This is a genomic window from Citrobacter sp. MGH103, assembly GCF_001034475.2.
Lineage (GTDB): Bacteria > Pseudomonadota > Gammaproteobacteria > Enterobacterales > Enterobacteriaceae > Citrobacter > Citrobacter freundii.
Map to the genome: position 1 here is coordinate 2472104 of NZ_CP073043.1, position 25556 is coordinate 2497659.

The 25556-nt window shown below is 52.7% G+C and carries 20 protein-coding genes and 1 pseudogene; 12 read left to right on the plus strand and 9 right to left on the minus strand.

What is annotated here, in order from left to right; genetic code table 11:
* Genes SK33_RS11970 through SK33_RS11980 form a run of 3 tightly spaced genes read right to left on the minus strand, consistent with a single transcriptional unit; the run spans nt 1 to nt 6453 of the window.
* Complete coding sequence (locus tag SK33_RS11970) at nt 1-2163, minus strand: virulence factor SrfC family protein (protein WP_048217767.1); 2163 nt, start codon at nt 2161-2163, stop codon at nt 1-3.
* The gene (locus tag SK33_RS11975) at nt 2160-5141 is read right to left on the minus strand and encodes a virulence factor SrfB (protein WP_016150275.1); all 2982 of its coding nucleotides are present in this window, start codon (nt 5139-5141) and stop codon (nt 2160-2162) included. Before SK33_RS11975 ends, SK33_RS11970 begins: the two co-directional genes overlap by 4 nt.
* A 4-nt stretch (nt 5142-5145) precedes the next feature.
* Nucleotides 5146-6453 carry an SrfA family protein gene (locus SK33_RS11980; protein WP_048217765.1) on the minus strand — a complete coding sequence of 436 codons (1308 nt, stop codon included), beginning with the start codon at nt 6451-6453 and terminating at the stop codon, nt 5146-5148.
* A gap of 282 nt (nt 6454-6735) precedes the next feature.
* Between SK33_RS11980 and SK33_RS11985 the strand changes: the two genes are divergently transcribed.
* Nucleotides 6736-8334 carry an ABC transporter substrate-binding protein gene (locus SK33_RS11985; protein ID WP_048217763.1) on the plus strand — a complete coding sequence of 533 codons (1599 nt, stop codon included), beginning with the start codon at nt 6736-6738 and terminating at the stop codon, nt 8332-8334.
* Nucleotides 8335-8351: 17 nt separating this feature from the next.
* Complete coding sequence (locus SK33_RS11990) at nt 8352-8585, plus strand: YdcY family protein (protein WP_003020183.1); 234 nt, start codon at nt 8352-8354, stop codon at nt 8583-8585.
* A 60-nt stretch (nt 8586-8645) separates the two neighbouring features.
* Here SK33_RS11990 and SK33_RS11995 read toward each other — a convergent pair whose 3' ends face one another.
* Nucleotides 8646-9095 (minus strand): DMT family transporter, encoded by a 450-nt coding sequence (locus SK33_RS11995; protein WP_003836163.1) that lies wholly within the window; start codon nt 9093-9095, stop codon nt 8646-8648.
* Entirely contained in the window at nt 9092-9610 is a 519-nt protein-coding gene (locus SK33_RS12000) for a GNAT family N-acetyltransferase (protein ID WP_048217760.1), read from the minus strand. The genes SK33_RS11995 and SK33_RS12000 overlap by 4 nt, the downstream gene beginning before the upstream one ends.
* A gap of 37 nt (nt 9611-9647) precedes the next feature.
* Here SK33_RS12000 and SK33_RS12005 point away from each other — a divergent pair, with 37 nt between their 5' ends.
* The 4 genes from SK33_RS12005 (at nt 9648) to SK33_RS12020 (ending at nt 13001) form a co-directional block, all read left to right on the plus strand.
* Nucleotides 9648-10223: a helix-turn-helix domain-containing protein gene (locus tag SK33_RS12005; RefSeq protein ID WP_003020168.1), complete on the plus strand. Its 576-nt coding sequence runs from the start codon at nt 9648-9650 to the stop codon at nt 10221-10223.
* A 58-nt stretch (nt 10224-10281) separates the two neighbouring features.
* The gene (locus tag SK33_RS12010) at nt 10282-11316 is read left to right on the plus strand and encodes an NADP-dependent oxidoreductase (RefSeq protein ID WP_003020165.1); all 1035 of its coding nucleotides are present in this window, start codon (nt 10282-10284) and stop codon (nt 11314-11316) included.
* A gap of 264 nt (nt 11317-11580) precedes the next feature.
* A complete protein-coding gene (yncE, locus tag SK33_RS12015) occupies nt 11581-12642 on the plus strand; it encodes a 7-bladed beta-propeller protein YncE (RefSeq protein WP_048217757.1) in 1062 nt (353 codons plus the stop codon).
* 137 nt (nt 12643-12779) lie between these two features.
* Complete coding sequence (locus SK33_RS12020; protein WP_003020157.1) at nt 12780-13001, plus strand: YgdI/YgdR family lipoprotein; 222 nt, start codon at nt 12780-12782, stop codon at nt 12999-13001.
* Between the two features lie 41 nt (nt 13002-13042).
* Here the strand turns inward: SK33_RS12020 and ansP are convergent, their stop codons facing one another.
* Nucleotides 13043-14485 carry an L-asparagine permease gene (ansP, locus tag SK33_RS12025; protein WP_003843715.1) on the minus strand — a complete coding sequence of 481 codons (1443 nt, stop codon included), beginning with the start codon at nt 14483-14485 and terminating at the stop codon, nt 13043-13045.
* A gap of 279 nt (nt 14486-14764) precedes the next feature.
* Entirely contained in the window at nt 14765-16306 is a 1542-nt protein-coding gene (locus SK33_RS12030) for a methyl-accepting chemotaxis protein (protein ID WP_032949338.1), read from the minus strand.
* Nucleotides 16307-16813: 507 nt separating this feature from the next.
* Here SK33_RS12030 and SK33_RS12035 point away from each other — a divergent pair.
* The 6 genes and pseudogenes from SK33_RS12035 to SK33_RS12065 all read left to right on the plus strand — a co-directional run bounded on the left by SK33_RS12035 (nt 16814) and on the right by SK33_RS12065 (nt 23430).
* Entirely contained in the window at nt 16814-17812 is a 999-nt protein-coding gene (locus SK33_RS12035; RefSeq protein ID WP_003020149.1) for an MsnO8 family LLM class oxidoreductase, read from the plus strand.
* Nucleotides 17812-18933 carry an amidohydrolase gene (locus tag SK33_RS12040; RefSeq protein WP_003020146.1) on the plus strand — a complete coding sequence of 374 codons (1122 nt, stop codon included), beginning with the start codon at nt 17812-17814 and terminating at the stop codon, nt 18931-18933. The genes SK33_RS12035 and SK33_RS12040 overlap by 1 nt, the downstream gene beginning before the upstream one ends.
* 25 nt (nt 18934-18958) lie before the next feature.
* Nucleotides 18959-21217, plus strand: a pseudogene (locus tag SK33_RS26435) (NtaA/DmoA family FMN-dependent monooxygenase).
* A gap of 10 nt (nt 21218-21227) precedes the next feature.
* Nucleotides 21228-21737, plus strand: a complete 510-nt coding sequence (locus tag SK33_RS12055; RefSeq protein ID WP_048217749.1) for a GNAT family N-acetyltransferase — start codon at nt 21228-21230, stop codon at nt 21735-21737.
* A gap of 9 nt (nt 21738-21746) precedes the next feature.
* Nucleotides 21747-22673: an amino acid ABC transporter permease gene (locus SK33_RS12060; protein ID WP_003843709.1), complete on the plus strand. Its 927-nt coding sequence runs from the start codon at nt 21747-21749 to the stop codon at nt 22671-22673.
* On the plus strand, nt 22657-23430 hold the full coding sequence (locus SK33_RS12065; RefSeq protein ID WP_003836184.1) for an amino acid ABC transporter ATP-binding protein: 774 nt from the start codon (nt 22657-22659) through the stop codon (nt 23428-23430). Before SK33_RS12060 ends, SK33_RS12065 begins: the two co-directional genes overlap by 17 nt.
* 36 nt (nt 23431-23466) lie before the next feature.
* Here SK33_RS12065 and SK33_RS12070 read toward each other — a convergent pair whose 3' ends face one another.
* Together SK33_RS12070 and SK33_RS12075 are read right to left on the minus strand one after the other, a co-directional pair.
* Nucleotides 23467-24456, minus strand: a complete 990-nt coding sequence (locus tag SK33_RS12070; protein ID WP_048217747.1) for a zinc-dependent alcohol dehydrogenase family protein — start codon at nt 24454-24456, stop codon at nt 23467-23469.
* 98 nt (nt 24457-24554) lie between these two features.
* Nucleotides 24555-25475 (minus strand): LysR family transcriptional regulator, encoded by a 921-nt coding sequence (locus SK33_RS12075; protein ID WP_048217744.1) that lies wholly within the window; start codon nt 25473-25475, stop codon nt 24555-24557.
* Nucleotides 25476-25556 lie beyond the last annotated feature (81 nt).

Here is a 25556-nt window from a genome sequence, read left to right on the forward strand (position 1 = left end):
TCAGGCGGAAAGCAGGGCATCTAATCGCTTTTTGTCGACTTCGCTGACATCCTGTGGATGCTGATACCCCACGTTCTCATTCGCACGGGTATACAAAGCGACCAGCCAGTCGTATACGTAGCGGCTTGCGCCGTGCGAAGGTTGTTCATCCAACTTCGTCAGGCGTAACATCGGCTGTTGCTTCGGCGCGCTAAAAATAGCCGATCCTTTCTGAATCCTGCTGGCAGGGCGCTGATCCTCAGCAACGTCGGCAAATCCAAGCCAGGTAATAAAATCACCGATATCGGCGTATAGCTGCGCGGCACAGACGTTTTCGCGCTGCATAATGCGCTGTAAGCGCTGCGGCATCTCCAGGCGATAGCTGGTGGTGACGAGGATGTCGGCAACCTGCCTTAACGTACGGGGATCGAGTCGTAAACGGCGGGCATTACTTTCATCGCGACACCACTGGCGCACGTGGTTAATCCACATTTTGTGTGCCTGATATCCGGTCTCCTGGCTTTCCAGTGAGTGCATTGTGTCACGCACCTCGGCAAACAGGTCAATCTCTTCATTAAATAAACCACTTACCTGCTCCTCGCGCGGTTGCTGAATACGCAGCAGCGACTCAAAAATGCGCATCGGCGGGAGCAAACCATCCAGCAGTTCGCCATGCTTTGCCGCCTGAGCCTGTAGCTGGCGGATTACTGACTCATTGCTTGCTGATTCGGTCTCAACGGGATTAATCCAGCCGATTAGGGTTTCGCGTACGCGCTGTTGGTGCTGTTCACGCAGGGAGGTCAGCCTGGCCAGGCGCTGCTGTGGTGAGGTTGCCTGAGTCAACCATTCGACGAGGCGTTGTAAGCTGTGTTTATCCAGCGCCTGCAGCGTGCCCCAGTGCAGTCCGGGTTTGCCCATTAATTGCTGCACGGATTCATCAAGATTTTGCTGGGTACTAAAACGCGCATCCTGCGGGGTAATGGCCCAGACCACGCCTGGCAATGCGGCGTCGTGGACGGGTTGAGTATCGTTAACCCAGCGCAATAGCTTGCGGGTGATGGCGGGCGTCTGGGCGCGGGTAGAGACAGCGTTGCAGATTAAGAGCACATCCGGTTGCAGGTGCTGGCGATAATGTTCCAGCATCCAGCCTAATTTTGCCTGCCACAGTGGATGCGGATGAGTATCCGGGGCGAGGGGAATATCGAGCAGATCGACATTCTCCAGCACCGCGTCTTCAACCGTCAGGACCAGTTCGCGCGTGAGCAGCGCCAGTGACGACAAAGAAAGGCTGACTGCATTGAGCAACTGATGATTTTCAATCGGATGAACCACCACATCGCTTTGCGCCTCATTATTGCCGGTCAATGCCACTTGGGTCAGGAAACTTTCGGCAGGTAAACCAAAATGATCAACCAGCAGACTCAGCGGGGCCGCTAATTCTTGCGCGTGTCCGGTTTGTTGCAACGTGTGCGCCAGCGTCAGCCACTGCTGCGTCAGCTCTGGTTGTTCTCCCCACAGTAGTGCCCAGGCGTTTGCCCGGGTAGTCAGATCCAGTGCGGGCAGCAACGTGGCAAACTGGTGCCATAGCGCATCGTCAATTTGCTGCTGGTTTGCCGGTACGCAGGAGCGCCAGAAACGACCGATTGCCGCAACATCATGTGCGGTAATGCCCGGCACAGGGTGACGCTGACGCAGCGTTTGCCATTTTTCCAGGCGCGCCTCAATAATCGATTTCTCGACCTGCCGGTTATCCGGGAGCGCGCTGAACTGGGCGATAAATAGCTGTACCAGTTCCGCTTCACTGAGTAACCGCAGACGCAACGGCCATTCGCTATCATGCGGATTTTCATCGCGCGTAAAGCGGATCGCCATATTGGTTGGCGCATGGCCAGGATTAATATGCGAGAAATAATCAAAGCTGCGATCCGGGGTAACAATATTCACTTTGCCAGTGGCATTGCTGCACAATGCCGCAAGCAGATGTGCTTTTGCCGATTGTGAATGTCCGTATAACCCTATACATCCTTGCGATGAAAAGGTTGTCTCCAGCACAGATTCACTCACTGCGGCTAGCGTAAGCTGTGCCAGCAGGGCATCCGCTTCATCATCAAGACGCGCCGCACGTTGACGGGTATCTACCACCCACTCGATGGCGGCCTGCGCGGTATTTAACATCTTACTCATTTCAGGTACACGCTCCCGCTATCAATCCAGTAATGGCTTCCGCTATGGCGACGGTCTGCCAGCGTATTCAGTTTTAACGTTAAGGCATTGGCGGCAACGGGGGTGCCATCCTGTAACCAGGCATCGCTCAGGACGAAGAATTCTGGACCACTTTCTTTGCTGCCGCCGCGTAGCTGCAGCCGTACATTCAACACGCCATCTCCGGCGATGGTTTTTGCCAGTTCGGCGGAATTTATGCTGAGCGTATACAGCGGCGTGGCAGGCCAGCGGCTGTTTGCCAGTTGCCGGAATCCTAACGTCACGTTGCCACGTAACGGGAAGTGCAACCGGGCATCCAGCTTCGCACCGGGTTTATCCAGATCAATATCGTGATACCAGATGTTCTCATCGCGCAGGGTATTGACCGTGTTATCCAGTACGCCAAGATAACGTACGGTCGAGTAAGCGCCGATATCGGCAGCTTTAAAGTTAAAACGCGGCAAACGCAAATCCAGCGCCAGGCTGCACAGCATGGCGCCGACTGCCGCGGTGGATTTGGGATTACCAATCCGCCCTTGTTGGCTGAACGGATACCACTCATGCACGCGGTAGTTATCCATCCAGATCATACGGTTAACCGGAACAGGTTGCAGATGGCGGATCAACGCCTGTACGCCCGGTAAACAGGCGGGCCTGCCGGTCACTAATAAAATATCGCAGCGATAATGTGAAATAGCCTCACAAACCGCGTGCAGCGGGGAAGTCAGGGTAAATTGCCCCGCTAACAGAGCTTCTTGTAACTGCCTGAACTGTACCTGCAACGGCACGCTCAGAACATCAAACGCTGGTGAACCTGCTGGCAACGCATGGTCGATAGCCTGCTGGATGTAGTTCATCACGTTGCGCGTTGGTCGTTGGCTCAGGAGTTCTCCGAATGTGGCATGCAGACCAGCGACCGGATCGTTAATATCGCTTTGTTCCCAGGCACTGAGTACCGCATGACCGAGTGGCATAAAGAGCTGCAATGCCGTTTGTTGACGCAAAATCGCCTGGGTATCGATACGACCGGAATCGCCAAACAGCGTGGCCAGCAATGCAGCGGCATCGGTCACGCCAGCTTGTTGTAAGCGGGTTTGCAGCGCAGGCAACACGCAACGCTGAATCACGTCCAGAAGCATGTCATCGCCTGCCACCTTAAAACCCTCACGGAACAGCAAATGCGGGGTAATTTTAACGTTCGCGCCAACGCCGTCATCAAGCTGATAATGGACGACGGCCATATCCGTTGTCCCGCCGCCAATGTCGATCGATGCCACGCGCAGCGCACGGCCTTTAGTCTCACCGGGTTCCGGCAAACGGTCCGGGCGGGCAAGGGCGTTAAAGAATGATTCGGTGTGGCCATCGTAGTGAGAGATAGCCTCGTTATACAGCCACACCAGTTGCCCGCAGCTGGCTTCATCCCATTCCATCTGAATTTCAGGTACGGGAACCACACTCTTTTCCTGCTGTTTACGGGTAGTGAAGTCTTCATCCTGCGGGTGCCAGCCCATTGCTTTCCAGACCAGGGCAATAGCTTCAAACATGCGCAGGCGGAAAATCTCGCGTTCCTGTTTGGGCATCGCCGACGGTAGGGTCAGGATCAGCGTCCGTAACTGACGAGGAGATGCCGGGAATCCGAGGCGCAAACGCGTCGCTACGCTGTTAATTTGCCCCAGCGCCTGGGCCAGTATTTCGCATAACATATGCGTCATCAGCGTACTGCGGCTGTATTGCGGTGAGAATACCGGCAGACGATCGTCCTGCGGCAGGCTGAACAGCGGTTGCCCGTCATCGTTCATCAGGTTCATCAGTGGGAAGGCGGTAGCCAGCGGTTCGCGCTGGGTTTTTCCATTCATCTGGCTAAAGCGCCAGTCATGTAACACCGGCGTTTCATCCCACAGATAACGGCGCGGGCTGGAGATCCCACTATTGCCCTCGGTGCCCATACGCTGCATTGCCAGCTTACGGGCTTCATCACCCACACGCACAATCGACGGCCAGATAAAGGCGTCATCACGTCCGCTCTCAACGGAAAAATGCTGCTTACCAAAGCGCGCTTCGGAAAACTCCAGCCGACTGGTGAACAGCGGATCGTTGAGGAACTGCGGCTCGCTTAACGAACGGACCTGCAATTCAGCGGTCTGACGCAGCCCGTCATTGGCATCCCCGTGATCTTCAATCAGGACGCCACAGGTATGGGTATTACCGATATCTAAAATAAGATCGACGGGAATAGCGGGTGTGCTAAGGGTATGCGTAACCAGTTTCACTTCCGGGACAGAAAGCTGCTCGCCTAACAGAGTCAGCACATTCAGCCAGTGCGCCTGGTATTCAAAGTTACGCAGCGCCAGCTGGATCTCTTGTTCTGAGCGATTCTCATGTTGGGTGACATGGTGCATAAAAGATTCGCGCAACCAGCCGTCAATCCAGGTCTGGTCAAGGAAATCAGCAATTTCACTGTCATGCCAGGCCAGAGCGAATCGTGTCCCGTTGAGCAGGTCGTTTTCATTAGGCGTTAACGCTGCAGGGGCATTTTCAGTGAGCTGGCTATCCAGCGCCACGGTAACGCGGTGGGTGTTGCCCGTGCTGTCGGGTTGCGCCAGTTTTCGTACCTGCACGCGCGCCCAGTTATCCGGGCCTTCAACAAACGTGCGCGGTGGGTTAAAGCGCAGAAACGGCAGCGGCAGCCAGACACCGTCGAGGACATCCAGCGAATAATGCAGCGTCTGGGTACTTTCCGGCTTCACCACTTCGGGCTGACCGCCAGTGCTGCCAGGCAAGGTATAGCGACCCGTTGCCAGATCGAAATCCAGCCGTAGCAGGGGACCGTTTGCCGTTTTGCGCACAAAGCGGCCATGGTGCGCAGATTCCTGCGGCGTCAGGCCAAAATCCAGGAATTGAACACCGCTATTGGCGATGAGCGTCACGCTCTGCTTGTAATCACACAGATTCACCAACATAGAATCAGGCACCTATCTTTTTGATTGTCAGAGGGATTTCCGCGTGATCGTCATAACGCGCGGTACAGGCGGCGACGTCGTTGGTTCCTGCTTTGCAGGTAATTTCAGGCATCGGATAACGTGACCCGTCTGTACAACGGGCATTGCCGCGACTCTTAATCATTAATTCACCCGACTGGTGCAAACCGGAGAAAATCTCGGCACGACAAACAATATTGTCACCATGAACCACGCGAGCAGTGCCTTTATTAGCCTGGATCTGATAGCGCAGCGACGGCGCTTTGCCGCTCACCGGATCTTTAACATCGACCAGGACGCGCCAGTTACCATTGAGGAAACGCGTCGTTCCTGCCTTCATCTGATTGGCATCCATCACCAGCGCATCTTTTGGAATCGCGGCGATCACCACCGGTCCTTCTACAGGTTTCTCTTTCTTCGCAGCTGGAGTCACTTCAGCACGATGCAAAGGCAGAGCAGATGCCAGTGCTGGCAGCGGTGCCATATCAATCTTAGCGACTTCAACAGCGGCGGCTGCGGGTACGGGCTGGGTGGTCTGTTGCTTCCACAGCAGCGGCCCAACGATGGCGGCAATGATGACTGCGGCAACGGGCAGGCTCCACAGAGGCAGGCGGCGCGCAGGTTTCTCTTGTGCCAGCGGCGGTGTAACCTCCGGTTCGTTAACTATAACCGGTGGCTGTGGTTCGGGTTCAGCCGGTTTAGCCAGCTCGACGACTGGCGTCAATAAAGGCGCATCAGCCTCGGCGAAGGTGATTTCCGGGGGGATTTCTTCTTCCTGTTCCGGCTCTGCTACGGTAACGACAGGAGGAATATCGGCAAGTCGCAGGCAATCGAGCATATCGTCGCGGGGATTTTCATTCAGATTGACGAAGCCCCAGAACGTAATAACGGGTTTGCCATCAACCAGAAACACGTGGTTTTCACCGGGAAACTGGATGGCTTTTTCGAGCAGAGAGCCAAACAGCTGTAGGGAGGTTTTTCCCGACTGCAGGCTTTTACGGCTCAGAGCCGCCGCATTTTCCAGCGTGCTTCCCAGATAGCGCAGCGCACGAAAACGTGCTTCTTCATCAGCGGCTTTCCACGCCACGGCTTTCCCTTCTATCGGGGAATACCAGTCAACCCGATCGCCGTTGTCGTTAATTTGTGGGATCGCCAAACAATCCACCATCGCCTGCTGTTTACGCAGACGAAGCGTTTCACGAATTTGCAATGCTGAATCAAACACGGCCTGACCACCGCCGCCCACGGCCTGATAGTCATCCAAATTGCCGCTGCGCAAGAGAGTTTTTGCCACGTTGTTACCCCTTAGACTTCTTCACGTATCTACTTTACGTTTTATAAAAACGAGCAAACGGAGAAAGAGAGGCAAAAAGGGGCTAATTTTCATGGCATAGAGTGCCGGGAAAAATCTTGACGTTTTGAAAAAGACTTAAGGGAAATTAATTCGCTTAGGGTGATGAATTATTCAGCGAAATACACCTGATTAGAATAACCTGATAGTGATTTGTTATTGGTCAGTTTTTGTCAGCTATGCTCTGATATCTCGGTTAATAATAAAATAAGAAGGCTTATAACCATGATTGCAAGGAAAACGTTACTCGCGCTGGCTCTCAGCACCGTCATACCGTCAGGCGTTGCGTTCGCGGCCAATACTGACACCATCATCTATTGCTCGGAAGCATCGCCGGAGTCATTTAACCCGCAAATTGCCAGTTCCGGTCCCTCATTTGTGGCCAGTTCACAAGTGCTCTACAACCGACTCATCAACTTTGATCCGGTAAAGAATACCCCGGTACCATCTCTGGCAACGGACTGGACGATTTCTCCGGACGGAAAGACTTACACCTTTACCCTGCGTCAAGGCGTGAAATTCAACAGTAATAAATTCTTTAAACCGACCCGCGACTTCAACGCTGACGACGTGATTTTCTCGGTATTACGGCAGAAGGATGCCGATCATCCGTATCACAAGGTTTCTCAGGGAAGCTATGAATACTTTAACGATGTCGGTCTGGATAAACTGATTAAAGAAGTGAAGAAGCTCGATGATTATCACGTTCAGTTTGTCCTGAATGAACCTAACGCTGCGTTTCTTGCCGACTGGGGAATGGATTTTGCCTCGATTCTCTCTGCGGAATATGCCGACGCGATGCTGAAAAAAGGTACGCCGGAAAATGTCGACAACTGGCCGATTGGCACCGGGCCTTACGTGCTGCAGCAGTACAAGCAGGACTCGCAAATCCGCTATCTTGCCAACCCTAACTACTGGGATGGCGCCGTTCCAACGAAACACCTGATCTTCTCAATCACGCCAAACGTCCAGACGCGGCTGGCAAAACTGCAAACCAATGAATGCCAAATAATCCCAGCACCTGCGCCCGTACAGTTTGACGAGATTAAAAAGAATAAGGATTTGACGCTGCATTCGGTTGACGCGCTGAACGTCGGGTATCTGGCATTTAATACCGAGAAAAAACCGTTTGATAACGTACTGGTGCGTCAGGCGCTAAACTACGCGACCGATAAAAAGGCCATTATTAACGCCGTCTTCTTAGGTTCCGGTACGGTGGCAAAATCGCCGATTCCACCGAATATGATGGGGTTCAATAAAGATCTGCAGGATTACGCTTACGACCCGCAAAAAGCGAAAGACCTGCTGAAGCAGGCTGGGCTGGAAAATGGCTTTGAAGCGACGCTGTGGTCAATGCCGGTCCAGCGCCCATACAACCCGAACTCCCGACGGATTGCCGAGATGATCCAGAGCGACTGGGCAAAGGTGGGCGTGAAGGCGAAAATTGTATCGTACGAGTGGGGTGAATATCTCTCCGGAATGCGTAAAGGTGAGCACGACACCGCGTTGTTTGGTTGGATGTCAGACAACGGCGATCCGGATAACTTCGCCGATGTGCTGCTGGGCTGCGACAGCATAAAAACCGGATCTAACGCCGCGCGCTGGTGCGATAAAGAGTATAATTCGCTGGTTGAAAAGGCGAAACTGGTGAGCAAACCGGAAGAGCGCGCCGCGCTTTACCAGCAGTCACAAGAGATTTTCTACCAGCAGGCTCCTTGGATAGCCCTGGCAAACGGTAAAACGTTCTACGCTACGCGTAGCAACGTCAGCGGATACAGCGTTAGCCTGATGGGCAGTGATTTTTCAAAAGCAAAATTAAATTAATGAGTTAAGGAGAGGTTATGTCGCATCTGGATGAGGTCAGCGCACGTGTTGATGCCGCCATTGAGGAGAGCGTCATTACGCATATGAATGAATTGCTGATTGAGCTCAGCGATGATGTCGCGTTGAGCCGGGAAGACCGCTATACCCAGCAACAGCGTTTGCGTACGGCTATCGCCCATCATGGCCGTCAGCATAAAGAAGATATGGAAGCCCGTCGCGAACAGTTGACCAAAGGCGGCACTATTCTTTGATATTTCCTCGCCGGATCTTATCCGGCCTACAGGCGCGTTCTGTAGGTCGGATAAGCGCAATTAAAACGAACGTCTCGCCACCAGCCATGCCCCGATCACCAACATTACCGCGCCACAAATTGGGCCCACTAGCGCCCGTAGCGGCACGCCGTGACTGCGCAGAATATCCAGTATCAGTCCCCCGATAAGCTGGCTGGCAACCAGTACCGCAATCGTCGTGGCAGCGCCTACATTTTGATATCCACTAATGCTGGCGAAAACAAAGAACGATCCCAACAAGCCGGGGATGAGTGTCCACCAGCGTATGCTGGAAACCAATTCACCAAACCCTGCTAAACCTTGCTTAAACCACAATATGCTGACAAACAGCACGATCCCGACCAGCGAGTTAAGTAACATGGCGATAAGGATCGTCGAGGACGTCTGCGTAATGCGCACCATCAAGGTATTTTGCACCACCAGACCAATACCCGCCGCAATCAGAAAGGAGAGGGTCAGCGTCTGGTTCATCTAAGGGTATCCGGTTCACGACGATCGTCTAACTGCAACTGCATGAAGGTCAGATCCAGCCACCGCCCAAATTTGGTTCCAACCTGTGGCATTTGCGCGGTGGTTTTAAAGCCCAGCAAGCTGTGCAGATGCAGTGATGCCTGATTCTGAGACTCAATACCTGCCACCATTACATGCTTGCCGCATGCGCGGGCTTCGTCTATCAGTCTGCTGAGTAGTGCTCGTCCGAGTCCTTTTCCCTGATGTTCTGGATGGACATACACCGAATGTTCAACGGTATGACGGAAGCCATCAAAGTTACGCCAGTCGCCAAAGGAGGCGTATCCCGTAACCACGCCATTCTCTTCACTCACCAGTACCGGAAACCCCATCAATTGTCGGGATTCATACCAGGAAATACGGTTTTCGGCATCGACCGTTTGATCATTCCAGATAGCCGCCGTATGCAGTACCGCATGGTTGTAGATTTCTGCAATGGCGGCGCAGTCTTCTTTGCTGGCAAATCGAATTGACATGTTGAACCTCAGGGCTTGTTCACTATAGTATTACAATATGAATACTATTGAAGACAGTATAAATCAACGGATCAGTGCAAGAATTCGCATTGAGCGGGAATCTCGCGGTTGGTCACTCACGGAACTTGCCGAGCGCGCGGGCGTGTCGCGGGCCATGATCCATAAAATAGAACGCGGCGAGAGTAGTCCAACGGCTACGCTGCTGGGTAGACTTTCCGGTGCGTTTGGCATCAGCATGTCTACCCTGATTGCGCGCGCTGAAATGCAGGAGGGCAAGCTGCTACGCTTCGCTGACCAGCCCGTCTGGCACGATCCGCAAAGCCACTATCTGCGCCGCCATGTTTCACCGCGCAGCGATCTACCTATCGATCTGGTGCAGATTGAATTACCCGCCGGAAGTGATATCCCGATGCCAGCTTCTTCCTATGTGCAGGCCAGACAACTTATCTGGTTACAGCAGGGGGAATTAGTCTTTGTGGAAGGGGACATACGCCATGAAATGCAGGCAGGTGATTGCCTGGAACTTGGCCCGCCGAATGACTGTCGGTTTATCAATGAAACCGCGAAACCCTGCGTTTACCTGGTTGTGCGGTTAAACCACGTCGTCAGCTAAATAGCAGGCACAGACTGCTACTATTGATGGATTCATGCCAAAAGCAGAGGAGCACATCATGGGTCAACAGACTAATCGTAACCGTCGCTGGGTACTGGCTTCCCGTCCACATGGCGCGCCAGTCCCAGAGAACTTCCGTCTTGAAGAAGATGAGGTGGCATCCCCGGGCGAAGGCCAGGTTTTGCTGCGCACTGTTTATCTTTCCCTCGATCCCTACATGCGTGGCCGCATGAGCGATGAGCCATCTTACTCACCACCAGTAGAGATTGGTGGTGTTATGGTGGGTGGTACCGTAAGTCGCGTGGTGTCATCCCGCCATCCGGACTACCAGCCAGGCGAATGGGTATTGAGCTACAGCGGTTGGCAGGACTATGACATCTCCGACGGTAACGGACTGGTGAAGCTTGGCGCTCATCCCGAACATCCCTCCTGGGCGCTGGGTGTTATGGGTATGCCGGGGTTTACCGCTTATATGGGTCTGCTGGATATCGGTCAGCCGAAAGCGGGAGAAACGCTGGTGGTAGCCGCCGCAACCGGGCCGGTTGGCGCAACGGTTGGGCAGATCGGTAAGCTTAAAGGCTGCCGGGTAATCGGTGTGGCAGGTGGGGCAGAGAAATGCCGACATGCCACAGAGGTGCTGGGCTTTGATGTTTGCCTCGATCACCACGCACAAGATTTTGCGCAACAACTGGCAAAAGCTTGCCCGCAAGGAATTGATATTTATTATGAAAACGTCGGCGGAAAAGTATTTGATGCCGTTCTGCCATTGCTCAATACTTCAGCGCGGATTCCGCTTTGTGGCCTGGTCAGTGGTTATAACGCAACGTCTCTTCCGGCCGGACCTGACAGATTACCGCTGTTAATGGCAACGCTGCTGAAAAAGCGTATCCGGATGCAGGGTTTTATCATTGGTCAGGATTATGGTCACCGCATTCAGGAGTTTCAGCGGGAGATGGGGCGCTGGCTTAATGAGGACAAAATCCACTACCGCGAGCAGGTGACCGACGGTCTGGAAAATGCGCCACAAACCTTTATCGGTCTGCTGACCGGCAAAAACTTCGGCAAGGTAGTTATTCGTCTTGCTGAGGATTGATGCGTAAGGGTGGAAGACGGTGAATGTCTGTAACCAGGCCTGCTTCGTACGAAATGTAGGCCTGGTAAAATGCCAATGACGTTATCCGGATGAAAAGCGATTATTCATGGAGAAAATGAGAAGGTTACAACCCGAAAGCGAATAAATACTCCACATTGAGATAAATAATGATTACTATTCTCATTCTTAAAAAGGCAAAACCATGATTTTGCTCATTGAAGCTATGTGAAGCAGTAACAAACGAATTTATCAAAGGGAGTCGTCATGTCTTTACGTCATCTGTTTTCACCGCGTCTGCGTGGTTCTTTACTGTTAGGTTCACTGCTCGTTGCATCATCTTTTACTACGCAGGCTGCAGAAGAACTGCTGCGCAAAGCCGTCGGTAAAGGCGCTTATGAAATGGCGTACAGCCAACAAGAGAACGCGCTGTGGCTGGCGACCTCACAGAGCCGCAAACTGGATACCGGCGGGGTGGTTTACCGCCTTGACCCGGTCACCCTCGAAGTGACTCAGGTGATTCATAACGATCTCAAACCGTTTGGTGTCACCATCAATAACGCCACGCAAACGCTGTGGTTCGGCAACACGGTAAATAGCGCGGTAACGGCGATGGATGCTAAAACGGGCGCGGTGAAAGGACGTCTGGTGCTGGATGCGCGTAAGCGTTCTGAAGATGTTCGCCCGCTGCAGCCGCGTGAGCTGGCCGCAGATGACGCCACTAACACGGTATACATTAGCGGTATTGGTAAAGAGAGCGTGATTTGGGTGGTGGACGGCGACGCCATTAAACTGAAGGACACCATCCAAAATACCGGCAAAATGAGCACCGCTCTGGCTGTCGACAGCAAGGCTAAGCGCCTGTACACCGCCAATGCGGACGGTGAATTCATTACCATCGATACCACCACCAACAAAATTATCAGCCGCAAAAAACTGCTGGATGATGGGAAAGAGCATTTCTTTATCAACCTGAGCCTGGACACAGCGGGCAACCGTGCATTTGTCACCGACTCTAAAGCGGCGGAAGTGTTGGTAATCGACACCCGTAACGGCAACGTACTGGCAAAAGTCGCCGCGCCGGAATCCCTTGCCGTGCTGTTCAACCCGACGCGTAATGAAGCCTACGTGACTCATCGCCAGGCCGGTAAAGTGAGTGTGATCGACGCGAAAAGCTATAAAGTCGTCAAAACATTCGAGACCCCAACATTCCCGAATAGCCTGGCGCTCTCTGCCGATGGTAAAACCCTGTACGTCAGCGTGAAACAGAAATCTACCCGCGAGCAGGAAGCTACCCAGCCGGACGATGTTATTCGTATTGCGCTGTAAAAAATCCGGAGGGGGAAACCCCTCCTGTCATTTCTCTAAACCCCACGATACGCCTCGTTACACCCCGCCAGTAGCCTGACCCACTTCAGGGACTTACACTACGCCCTCAACGGCTAACTGAATAACACGGGAATACCATGAAAAAGCCATTTATCTGTCTTTGTGCAGGCGTAATGCTGTTTACCCTGGCAGGATGCACCACTGATTACGTCATGACGACCAAAAGCGGACAAACCATTACCACCCAGGGTAAGCCAAAACTGGATAAAGATACGGGAATGACCAGCTATACCGATCAGGATGGAAACGCGCGGGAAATTAACAGCAACGATGTAGCGCAGTTGATTGAAGCGAACTAAAAAAGAAGGCCTGAAGGGTTAACCTGTCAGGCCTTCAGCCATTACGGCGCGGTGCGGTGGATTTCCGCGACGCGTTTACGCACGCCGAACCAGCCTGCAACCAGCAGGATGGCAATCAACGGTAATGACGCGATAGTGTAGGTGCCGTTTGGATAGTCAAACGCCATCAACACCAGCACGCTCAGCAGGAACACCAGGGTTAGCCACGAGGTAAACGGAGCGCCCGGCAGTTTAAAGCTAACGTCTGCCGTTTTACCTTCTTTTATGGCCCGGCGCAGACGCATCTGACAGACCATGATAAAGCCCCACGACGCAATAATGCCCAACGACGCGAAGTTCAACACGATCTCAAACACCTGCGACGGCACCAGATAGTTAAGAAATACCCCGACGACATAGACGACCAGCGTGGCGAGGATCCCCGCCCAGGGTACCTGTTGGCGGCTCATTTTAGCCATGAATTTCGGCGCCGATCCGCCCATCGACATGGAACGTAAAATACGTCCGGTGCAGTACAGCCCAGAGTTAAGGCTGGAAAGCGCCGCGGTGAGCACCACTATATTCATGATACTGCCGATATACGGCACGCCCAGTTTGGAGAAGAAGGTAACAAACGGGCTTTGCCCTGCCTGATAGGCATTCCACGGCAGTAACAGAACCAGCAGCACGACAGAACCCACATAGAACAGACCAATACGCCAGATAACGCTATTGATCGCTTTCGGCACCATGGTTTGTGGATCTTTGCATTCTCCAGCAGCGGTGCCCACCAGTTCAATGGAGGCAAACGCGAAAACCACCCCCTGAACCAGTACCAGCGCCGGCAGCAAGCCATGTGGGAAGAATCCACCGTTGTCGGTGATCAGGTGAAAACCCGTGGCGTTACCATCCAATGGCTTTCCAGTGCCTAAAAAGACGGTACCCACCACCAGGAAAATCACAATCGCCAACACTTTGACCAGTGCAAACCAAAACTCCATCTCCGCGAACCACTTCACGCCGATCATGTTCATGGTGCCGACAATGGCCAGCGCGCCGAGGGCGAATACCCACTGCGGTACATCACCAAATGCGCCCCAGTAATGCATATACAACGCCACCGCGGTGATATCGACAATACCGGTCATCGCCCAGTTGATAAAGTACATCCAGCCAGCCACATAGGCGGCTTTCTCACCTAAAAATTCACGGGCATAGGAGACAAAGCTGCCGCTGGAAGGGCGATGTAAAACCAGTTCGCCAAGCGCGCGCAGTATAAAGAACGAAAAAATACCGCACACCAAATAAACCAGCGCCAAAGCAGGACCAGCCATCTGCAAGCGCGCGCCAGCCCCTAAAAACAACCCGGTACCAATTGCGCCGCCAATGGCGATCATCTGTACCTGTCGATTTCCCATCGCTTTGTGATACCCCTCTTCGTGGGCATTCAACCAGCGTCGTTTCGCCGCATGTTGTTCCGCGGCTTGCGTGTTGTTTGTGTTCATTACTTTTCCTGTTGACCTGACAAAAATACAAAATCCTTTTTGCCGCACCTGCTGCGGCGAAAACAGCCTTACCCTTCATTGTGTTACGGGGAAAACTGCCGGCCGAGCATCCTACATTCAATTGTTCGGTTCCGCAAAGCCCCGATAACAAGAATTCAGCATTTTTGTACAGCGTGCACTGGCGCGGTGTGGCCTCGATTCAGCCAATAAAAGAGAAGGGCGTAAATACGTGGAGAGGAGTGCGCTTATCGAGACATTCACCCGATAAGCGCCGTAAGGTTATGCTGATACGCCAAAGACCTGAACGGCCTGCTGTAAGCGCGATGAACGTTGAGTCAGATCGGCGGTAGCATCGGTGACACGTTCCACCATCTCGGCATTATTGTGTGTCATGGTGCCAACGCGTGAAATCGAATCGTTAATCAGATCCAGCGCCAGGGTTTGCTCACGCGTCGCCAGACTAATATCTTTGATCATCATCGACATCTGCAGGACATCGCCAATCATCCCGGTAAGATGCGTCTCCGTTTGTTCTACCATTTTGACCCCGCTATTCACGTTGGCGACGTTCTTCTCAATCAACTGTTTGATCTCTTTTGCTGCAGACGCTGAGTGCTGTGCCAGATTACGGACCTCTGCCGCCACAACGGCGAAACCGCGTCCTGACTCTCCGGCTCGCGCGGCCTCGACCGCGGCATTGAGCGCCAGAATATTGGTCTGAAAGGCGATACTATCAATGACGCCGATGATGTCGACGATCTGCCCGTTGTCACGCGATATCGCCTGCATCATGGCGATAGTTTGTTTCATGATATCGCCGCCTTCTGCCGCATTGGCGCTGGTTTTATCGGCCATGGTCATAGTATGTGCCGCAGTCTCAGCAGTTTGCTGTACCGCGCTACCAATTTCTTCAATGGCGGCAGCGGTTTGTTGCAGGTCGGCGGAGGTTTCTTCGGAACGCTTATGCAGCGCCGTACCTTCTTTTGATACTCGCTGACTGATAGCGCGAATACCGGATATTTGCGTACTGACATCATCGACCAGTGAATTCAGATTAAGCCCGGACTGATTAACCAGGCGCATCAACATTCCGATCTCATCCACCCGATTTAAATGACAGTTATCAGGTTTTCTCCCGGATACCACTTTCTTCATTTGCGTCAGTAGCGTATTAACTGGCTGACAGATTTGATACTTAAGGTAAATAGCAAGCATCAGAAATAAGAACAGCAACCCTCCCGCCTGAATAAATGGATTAACAGGAGCAAAAAGAAATAGCACAGCGAGCAGGGCGATTACCCCTAAAGAATAATTGACGCGCTGGCTAATGCTCAGCCATTTAAACATTGATGCCCATGACAATATGCCGCGGCGAATGATAATGCCTTTAAAAAGTCGAAACCCTTTAAACTGCTGGCTATTAATTTTTTGATATAAACTTTCGCTTTGAGTTATTTCATCGCGCGAAGGAACGGTACGCACTGAAATGTAGCCAGTGAGTTTTTCATTGTGCCAGACCGGTGTAACGTTGGCGCGAACCCAGTAATGGTCGCCATTCTGCCGACGGTTTTTCACCATTCCCGTCCAGCTGTCTCCCTGCTGTAGCGTGTACCACATATCGGCGAACGCCGCGGGAGGCATATCAGGATGGCGAATAATATTATGCGGTTCGCCCATTAATTGCTGTTCGTTAAATCCGCTGGCATCAATAAATGCGGAGTTGGCGTAGGTAATATGACTTTCTTTATCCGTCGTAGAAAGCAGCGTCGTTTTATCGTTAAGTGCGTGCTCAATTTGTGTAACGGGCATGTTACTTTTCATAGAGGTCCCATGATGCTATGTATAATCCATACAAAAATCCCCGCAATGAAATCGGGGGATATTAGAAATCTGTTTTAAACCGTTTTAATAAGAAACGTTGCATTCTCTACTAATCATCATTTCTGTGGAAGTAGTTAAAATAAAAATTTCCATGTAAATCATTCATCCCACGTCATAAAAGTGAAACAATTAATACAACCGCATAACGTTACAAGTCGTTTAAACTGACTTAACGTAAATTGCGTTAAAAAACCTTTTCGTAAAAAGAAAACTGGCATGAAATGATTTTGATGTTATTACCGTGATATCAACGACCCTATTATATTTTGTAGGCTATTAATTGCGGGTGTTTTTCAGTTTAGCGGTACTGGGCGATCCAAATTTTAACCCTGGCTGCGGTAGGGTTTGTTATCTACTTTTTAGCTGAGTAAATGTGAATTAAATGTTTCAGTATGGCTATTTGATAAATTAATAATAAAGACATGTTAACAAACATAGGCTCGTAACATGTCATATCGCCTGAGTGTTCTGGATAAAAGCCCCATCGGGGAAGGTGAAACTGCCGCGACCGCGCTTTCCCGGACGTTGCGTTTGGCGCAACTGGCAGAAGAGTGGGGGTACCATCGTTTCTGGATCGCGGAACACCATAATACGCCACAGCTGGCCAGTCCATCGCCGGAGCTGGTGATCGCCTGGATCCTCGGGCAAACCCAGCGTATCCGCGTTGGTTCCGGCGGCGTGATGCTGCAACATTACAGCCCGTACAAAGTGGCGGAAAACTTCAATCTGCTGGCATCACTGGCTCCTGGACGTGTCGATCTCGGCGTAGGGAAGGCCCCTGGCGGGTTACCGTTGTCGACTCAGGCGTTACAGCATGGACTGCATCAGGAAGAAAAAGGCAGTTTTGCCGATCAGCTTTCTCAGCTTAACGGCTGGCTGGCGCTGAACGGAACGGAAAGCGGGGAAACGGTATTCCCGACGCCAATCCCACCAATACCGCCAGAAGGATTTGTACTCGGAGCCAGTGTGCAAAGCGCACAGTTAGCAGCGCAATCCGACTTGAATTTTATCTTCGCTGCGCACCTCAACGGTGACAAAGCGTTATTACGTGAGGTTTTGTCCTTCTGGCAGACCCACAGCGACCGCCCGACGATAGTCGCCGTTCAGGTGATTGTGGCTGACAGTCACGATACAGCTGCGCAACTGGCGGAAAACGTCCAAATCTGGGGCGTTGAGCTGGAAAATGGTCAACGCGTTACAGTCGCCAGCGAAGAGCAAGCCCTGGCATTCGCCGTACAGGCGGGTAGTTCGCCACGCAAAATCGCGCGTCGTGAACTGGCGTTGTTACACGGCACCGCTCAAGAGGTGATGGTAAAGCTGAATGCTCTGCATACGCAATTTGGTATTGATGAGTTCATTATCGACACGCCAGTGGCGGAGGGCCACGCGCGTCTGACATCGCTGCGTTTGTTGGCACAAGTCCATAATGCCGTGGAGGTGCTCTGATGACCCTCAGCTCAACGCTTATCAACTGGCGTCGTGAATTACATCAGCACCCGGAGCTTTCCCTGCAGGAGGAAGCAACCACCAGGCGCATTCAGGCCTGGTTGCACGCTGCGGATGTCGACATTCTGCCGTTCGAGCTGAAAACCGGTCTGGTCGCGGAAATCGGCAAGGGAGAAGATGTCATCGCGCTGCGAGCGGATATCGATGCGCTACCGATAGAAGAAAGCGCCGATGTTCCGTTTCGCTCCCTCACACCGGGCGTGATGCATGCCTGCGGGCATGACGTCCATACCAGCGTGATGCTTGGAGCAGCACTGCTGCTTAAACAACAGGAAACAACCTTACCGGGGCGAGTACGTATTTTGTTTCAACCAGCTGAAGAGAGTTTCGGCGGCGCAAAAACGTTGATCCGCGCCGGTGCGCTGCAAAACGTAGCGGCTATTTTTGGTATGCACAATGAGCCCGGTTTGCCGGTGGGCGAATTTGCCACACGCGGCGGTGCGTTCTATGCCAATGTCGATCGCTTCGTGCTGCGCATAAATGGCAAGGGCGCACATGCGGCGCGTCCGCATGAAGGCAAAGATGCCATCCTGCTTGCCAGCCAGTTGGTAACCGTGTTGCAAAGCGTTGCCAGTCGCGACGTTAACACGCTGGATTCGGTGGTACTCAGCGTGACCCGTATTCAGGGAGGAAATACATGGAACGTACTGCCAGAGTCCGTTGAGCTGGAAGGGACGCTCAGAACGCACCGGACTCAGGTACAGCAGCAGGTTAAAGCACGGGTTAATGACATCGCTGCCGGATTTGCCCATGCCTTTGGCGCACAAATAGACGTTATCTGGCATGCGGGGCCGACCGCGTTGGTGAACGATGCGCGTTGGGCCGATATCGCCACCACGGTGGCGAAACAGTCAGGCTACACCACTCACCATGCTGACCTGCATATGGGCGGGGAGGATTTTGCCGTCTACCTGCAAAATACGCCAGGCGCATTTGTCAGTATTGGCAGTGCCAGTGAATACGGATTACATCACCCGGGATTTAATCCAGACGAACGTTTAATTGAACCTGCCGCACATTACTTTGCGCAGTTAGCAAAAACGGCATTCGCACACCTTTAAGTTTACCTGTTGGGTAGGGGTTATTATGGCTGAAAATCGGCAACTACGGCTCGGAACTATTCTGCATGGCGCATCGGGAAATATGTCCGCATGGCGCCACCCGGCGGCTCAGGCCGATGCCAGTATTAATTTTGATTTTGTCAAAGAGACGGCGCTTATTGCGGAAAAAGGGAAGCTGAATTTTATTTTTGTCGCCGATGGTCTGTATATTAATGAAAAATCAATCCCGCACTTTTTAAATCGTTTTGAGCCGCTGACAGTATTATCCGCTTTGGCCAGCATCACCCAGAATCTGGGACTGGTTGGCACAGTGTCCACATCATACAGCGAGCCGTTTACGACCGCACGACAGTTCGCCAGCCTGGACCATCTCAGCAACGGGCGTGCGGGCTGGAACGTGGTTACGTCGCCTCTGGAAGGATCGGCAAAAAACTATTCTCGCGCTCAGCATCCGGAGCATGCCCAGCGTTATCGTATTGCCGATGAATATTTACAGGTAGTGAAAGGACTGTGGGATTCCTGGGAAGACGATGCTTTTACCCGTAATAAAACAAGCGGGGAATTTTTTAATCCGCATAAACTGCACACGCTAAACCATCATGGAGATTATTTTCAGGTCGCCGGGCCGTTAAATATTGGGCGTACGCCACAAGGTCGTCCGATTATATTTCAGGCGGGAGCTTCAGCAGATGGCAAGAAATTAGCGGCGCAGCATGCTGATGCCATTTTTACCCATCAGGAGTCGCTGGCAGAGGCTAAGGCGTTCTATCAGGATGTAAAAAGTCAGCTGGAAATCGCCGGACGACATCCCGATCAACTGCATATATTCCAGGGCGTCAGCGTTATTGTTGGCGACAGCGCAGAGGATGTTGAGCAGCAGTATCAGACTACCGCTGCGCTGGTCTCCGTTACCGACGCGCTGAACTATCTTGGCCGCTACTTTGAACATCATGATTTTGCCCAATATCCGCTGGACGCACCGTTCCCGGATCTTGGCTCTCTCGGACAAAACAGCTTTCGCAGTACGACTGATGAGATCAAACACAACGCGCGCGAGCGTGGCTTAACACTCCGTCAGGTTGCTCTGGAAGCGGCCAGCCCACGTCCGCGTTTCAGCGGCACGCCGGAACAGGTCGCCGACGGCCTGCAGCAGTGGTTCGACGAGAAAGCCGCAGACGGTTTTATTATCCAGGGCGGAACGCCGGATACCTTCCCGCGTTTTGTCGAACAGGTTGTCCCTGTGCTTCAGGCGCGGGGCCTGTTCCGCCATGAATATCCCGGTACGACCCTGCGCGCAAGCCTGGGATTAACGACACCTGCAAATCAATTCACACAATAAGAGAAAAACGCTATGCAGAAAAAATCAGTATTCCTCGTACTGTCGCTGGCTTTCAGCACAACTGTCTGGGCAAATGATGTGACGATTAACGGCACGGGCGTAAGTCTGGAAGCCAATAAAACGCCGATCAATACGGCAAAGAATACGCAGGCGATCGCGCAATTGCCTGCAAACCTGCACCTGGCCGTACCGGGCAAATTCACCGTGGCGATTGCCGGGCTCAGTCAACCGCCGCTGACCGTCTTTGCCGATGACAATAAGACGCTGATCGGCAGCGAGGCGGACATCGCGCGTCTGGTGGCTGACAGTTTGGGGCTGGAACTCAACGTCGTACCTACGTCATGGGAAGACTGGCCGCTGGGCATCACTTCCGGCAAATACGATGCCGCGATCAGCAATATTACCGTCACCAAAGCACGCAAAGAAAAATTCGATTTCGCGACGTATCGGAAAGACTCTCTTGGCTTTTATGTCAAAACCGGTAGCAAGCTGAAGAAAATCGAGCAGGCGGAAGATATCGCTGGACTGCGCATTATCGTCGGTTCAGGGACGAACCAGGAAGCCATCCTGCTGGCCTGGAACGATGAGAACGTGAAGAAAGGGTTACAGCCGTTTACGCCGGTGTATACCAAAGATGATGCCGCGCAAACCCTGGCCCTACAGTCAGGTCGCGCCGATGCCTACTTCGGTCCTAATGTAATCGGCGCATGGAAAGCTGCACTCAACGGTAAAACGCAATTGGTGGGTAGTGTTGATGGCGGTTGGCCAAAAGCGGCACACATTGCTGTGACGCTGAAAAAGGACAGCGGTCTGGTTCTGCCGGTACAAACCGCCCTCAACGGCGTGATTGGCAACGGCGATTATGACAAGGTGCTGAATCGCTGGGGAGAAGGGGTGGAACGCATTCCGCAATCTGAAATCAACCCGGCCGGTTTAGGCGACTAAGGAGGTCATCGTGAGCGATCAATTTCGCGTGGTCTCACCTGAAGCCAGCGAGCTACAGCCCATTTTGAACGGTCTGTTCGGTGAGTATGCTGCCCGCTATGGCGATTATTTTTCTCGTGACGCTGAAGAGGAACTGACCGAATGGTATCTGGCACCGCAGGGACTTTTTGTGGTCCTGGAGCGTGACGGCGAAATTATCGCCACCGGGGCTTACAAACCTTACGACAAGGACACGGCCGAGATTAAGCGTATCTGGACAAAAAGCAGCCTGCGTCAGCAGGGACTTGCGGCGCGTGTAGTGCAGGAACTGGAACGTCGGGCGCTACTCGCGGGCTACAGCCGGATATATCTGACCACAGGATTTCGCCAGCCGGAGGCCGTCAGACTTTATTTAAGCCAGGGCTACGATCCGCAATTTGATACGACGCGCAATCCCGAAGAGTACAGCCAGCCACCGTTTGATGGACGGCTGCGCTTTACCAAACTGCTGACTATTGCCGGTCAGGCCAGAATCGCCTGAGGAGAGAAGATGAAAACGACAGATAGCATTAAAGTCGTACCGGCGCGTTACCCCATGCGCACCGTTGGCGCGGTCATTGCTTTGTTTGCCCTGGCGGTGATTCTCCAGTCCGTGGCGTTTAATCCGCGCTGGGAATGGAGCGTGTTTGCCCGCTGGTTCTTCGATCCGGTGATTTTGTCTGGTCTTGGACAAACGCTGTTACTGACACTTATCGGGACGCTGTTGAGTATTCTCATCGGCGGTCTGCTGGCGCTGGCGCGGCTTTCATCTTCCTGGCTGTTGAACTGTCTGGCATGGGGGTACATCTGGCTGTTTCGTTCGTTACCGCTGATTGTGGTGCTAATCGTTCTGTACAACTTCTCCTATCTGTACGACACGCTGACGATTGGTATTCCGTTCACTCCCATTCAGTGGGGGAGTTTTGAGACCATCAATGTACTCGGTCAGTTTTCCACTGCGGTGGTTGGCCTGACGCTGGTGCAAAGCGCCTATACCGCTGAGATTATACGTGGTGGATTTTTAGGGGTCGATCACGGTCAGTACGAGGCAGCGGCAGCACTGGGCTTACCGGCAGGGCGACGTACGCTGCGGATTATTCTGCCGCAGGCGCTGCGCACCATTTTGCCTGCTGGCTTCAATGAAATTATCAGTCTGGCGAAAGGGACAGCGATGGTATACGTGCTGGCAATGCCGGAGCTGTTCTACACCATCCAGATGATCTACAACCGCACGCAGGAAGTGATCCCGCTGCTGATGGTGGGTGCGGTGTGGTATCTGGTGATCACCAGCATCCTGTCGCTTATTCAGCATCTGGTCGAACGTGCGCTGGCACGCAGCGAACGACGTTCAGCGATCAACACCGTCCGGGTGAGCCGTGCAGAAAAACGCAGTCGTCAACGTCCACAGCAGGAGGCCGTCCATGTCCCACTCGCCTGAAGGTCATATTTCTATTACCGGCGTCAGCAAATACTTTGGTCGCCACAAAGCATTGGATAATGTGTCGCTGGAGATCCCTCCCGGAACGGTAACGGTCATTCTCGGGCCGTCCGGTTCAGGGAAATCCACACTCCTGCGTACCATCAACCATCTGGAACGCGTCGATGAGGGTTTTATTCAAATCGATGGCGATTACATTGGTTATCGTCGGCAGGGAGACAAGCTGTATGAGCTGAAAGAGGCGGAAATTTTGCGCCAGCGGGTTAACGTCGGCTATGTGTTCCAGAACTTTAATCTGTTCCCGCACTTAACGGTGCTGGAGAACCTGATTGAAGCGCCCATTGCGCACGGACTGGCATCGCGTAAAGCCGCCACCGAGCGGGCATTAACGCTGCTTGATGCGGTAGGGTTGCGGAATAAAGCCGATGCCTGGTCGCGTCACTTATCTGGCGGTCAGCAGCAGCGTATCGCTATTGCCCGTGCACTGGCGCTAAATCCGCGCGTCATGCTGTTTGATGAGCCTACATCTGCACTGGATCCTGAACTGGTGGGCGAAGTCCTGGATGTCATTAAAGCGCTGGCGAAGTCGGGAACCACGCTGGTGGTGGTGACGCACGAGATTGGCTTCGCTAGGGAGGTGGCGGATCAGGTGGTGTTTATGGTCGATGGCAAAATCGTCGAGCAGGGCAGCAGCGAGCAGGTACTGAATCATCCACGCCACACGCGCACCCAGCAGTTTTTGTCGAAAGTGCTTTGAGGGTAATTTGCGGCACAAGACTGTGCCGCACAAGGATTACAGGGTGACGACGATTTTGCCCACCTGACCGTTGGCTTCCATGTATTGATGTGCTTCAACGATATCATCAAAGGCAAAGGTTTTATCAATCAGCGGCTTGAGTTGGCCGGACTGTAATCCTTCAAAGATAAACCGTTTCGCACGTGACAGTTTTTCCGGGTTCGTGGTGATTTCGAAAATCTCATAGCCGCGGAAGGTCAGATGGCGACCGAGTATCTCAATTACCGGAATCGACAAATCACGCGCATCAAGAGAGCCATACTGGAAAAAGAGTCCACCGGCTGGCATCACCTGGGCAATTTTTGCCACGCCAGGGCCACCGACCGGATCGAACACCACGCGGGTGCCTTTGCCGTCAGTGATCCGGTTAATCTCCGCCACCAGATCCTGCTCCTGGCTGGCGATAACCTCTGCCGCACCAAGTTGCAGAAGCTGGGCACGTTTCTCACTGGTGCGCGTCATCGCAATCGGTTTTGCTCCCCGCATGTTAGCAATCTGAATTGCCGCCAGTCCGACGCTGCTGGAAGCAGCATTGATCAGCACGTTATCACCAGGCTTAATATCCGCATATTCAACCAGCGCACCGAAAGCGGTCACATACATCATCCAGCTCGCCGCGGCTTCCTCGAAGCTAAGATTCTCAGGATGTTTGACGACAGCATGGGCTGGAGCATTGACGACTTCACCGTACATACCATACTCATGGAAGCTGAAAGCCGGGATGACGCTAACGTAATCGCCAGGTGCAAACTCACGCACGTTGTCTCCCACGGATTCAACAACGCCGGAAGCCTCATAGCCCAGACATGCCGGGAATTTGGGTTGGTAAATATACTGGCCGGTACGATACATAATTTCCGCACGGTTAATGCCGATTGCGCGTACGTGTATCTGAACTTCATCCGCACGCGGAGCCGAAACTGGCATATCCTGGATTGTCAGGACGTCAGCGTCGCCTGGTTGATTAAAAACCACGACCTTAGACATAGCAAACCTCTGTAAATTGTTCTGTATTGGGTCTGCACAATTTAACGGCTCAGATGAGTGTGAAAAACCGCCGTTGCGGAACTTCACTATTACTTAGATTATAATAATCCCTGTAGGCGCGATTTTTGCTCGGTAAAAAGCGCACACAGCCAGTCAATAAACACCCGAACACGGGGGGCAAGATGACGTCTGTCGGGGTAAAGCACAGAAACCGGTTTTGATTCCCCGGCATAATCAGCCAGCACCTCAACGAGCTGGCCCGACTGGATCCAGGGGGCCAGTACCGCGTGCACACCGTGGATGATACCGAGTCCGGATAAACAGCCTGTCAAAAGAATGTCGGAGTTATCAACGCTGATGTGACCTGTAGGGATAAACGACACGGTTTCACCCTCACGGACGAAGGACCATTCCAGTGCTTCACGATGACGTTCACTGAAAAAGTTAATTGCCTGATGTCGGGATAAATCCTCTGGCGTCTGCGGTACGCCGTGTTTTTGCAAATAATCCGGGGACGCGCATGTCACCATTTTTACCTCACCAAGCCGCCGTGAAATCAGAGAAGAGTCTTGTAACTCGCCAATGCGAATCATGCAGTCGATACCTTCGGCAAGCAGATCGATTCTTCGGTCGGTGGAGGTGAGGACAATCTCAATATCCGGGTAGCGCGACTGGAAATCGCTCAGGGCCGGGACTAATACCGAGTGAGCCAGCGACAGGGGGGCATTCACCCTGAGTTTTCCGCGCGGAGGGCGGGTGGGTGAGAAAGAAGCCATGATGTCATCAACGTCACTGAGCAGGATTTTTGTGCGTTGGTAAAAAGCGTCACCTTCTTCTGTCAGACTCACTTTACGAGTCGTGCGGTTAAGCAACTTTACTCCCAGATCGTCTTCAAGATGTTGGATAGCTTTGGTCACTGCAGGGCGGTGCAGGTGTAACACGTCTGCTGCTCTGGCAAATCCACCTTGCTCAACAACCTGTACAAAAATGTTCATATATTCAAACATACTGGAACGCATTGCTTATTCTCCCCCGGTATTCGACCATTGTTATTATGAAAGTAATAATCACGTCTGCATAGGTTGCCGAATGCTGCTCTA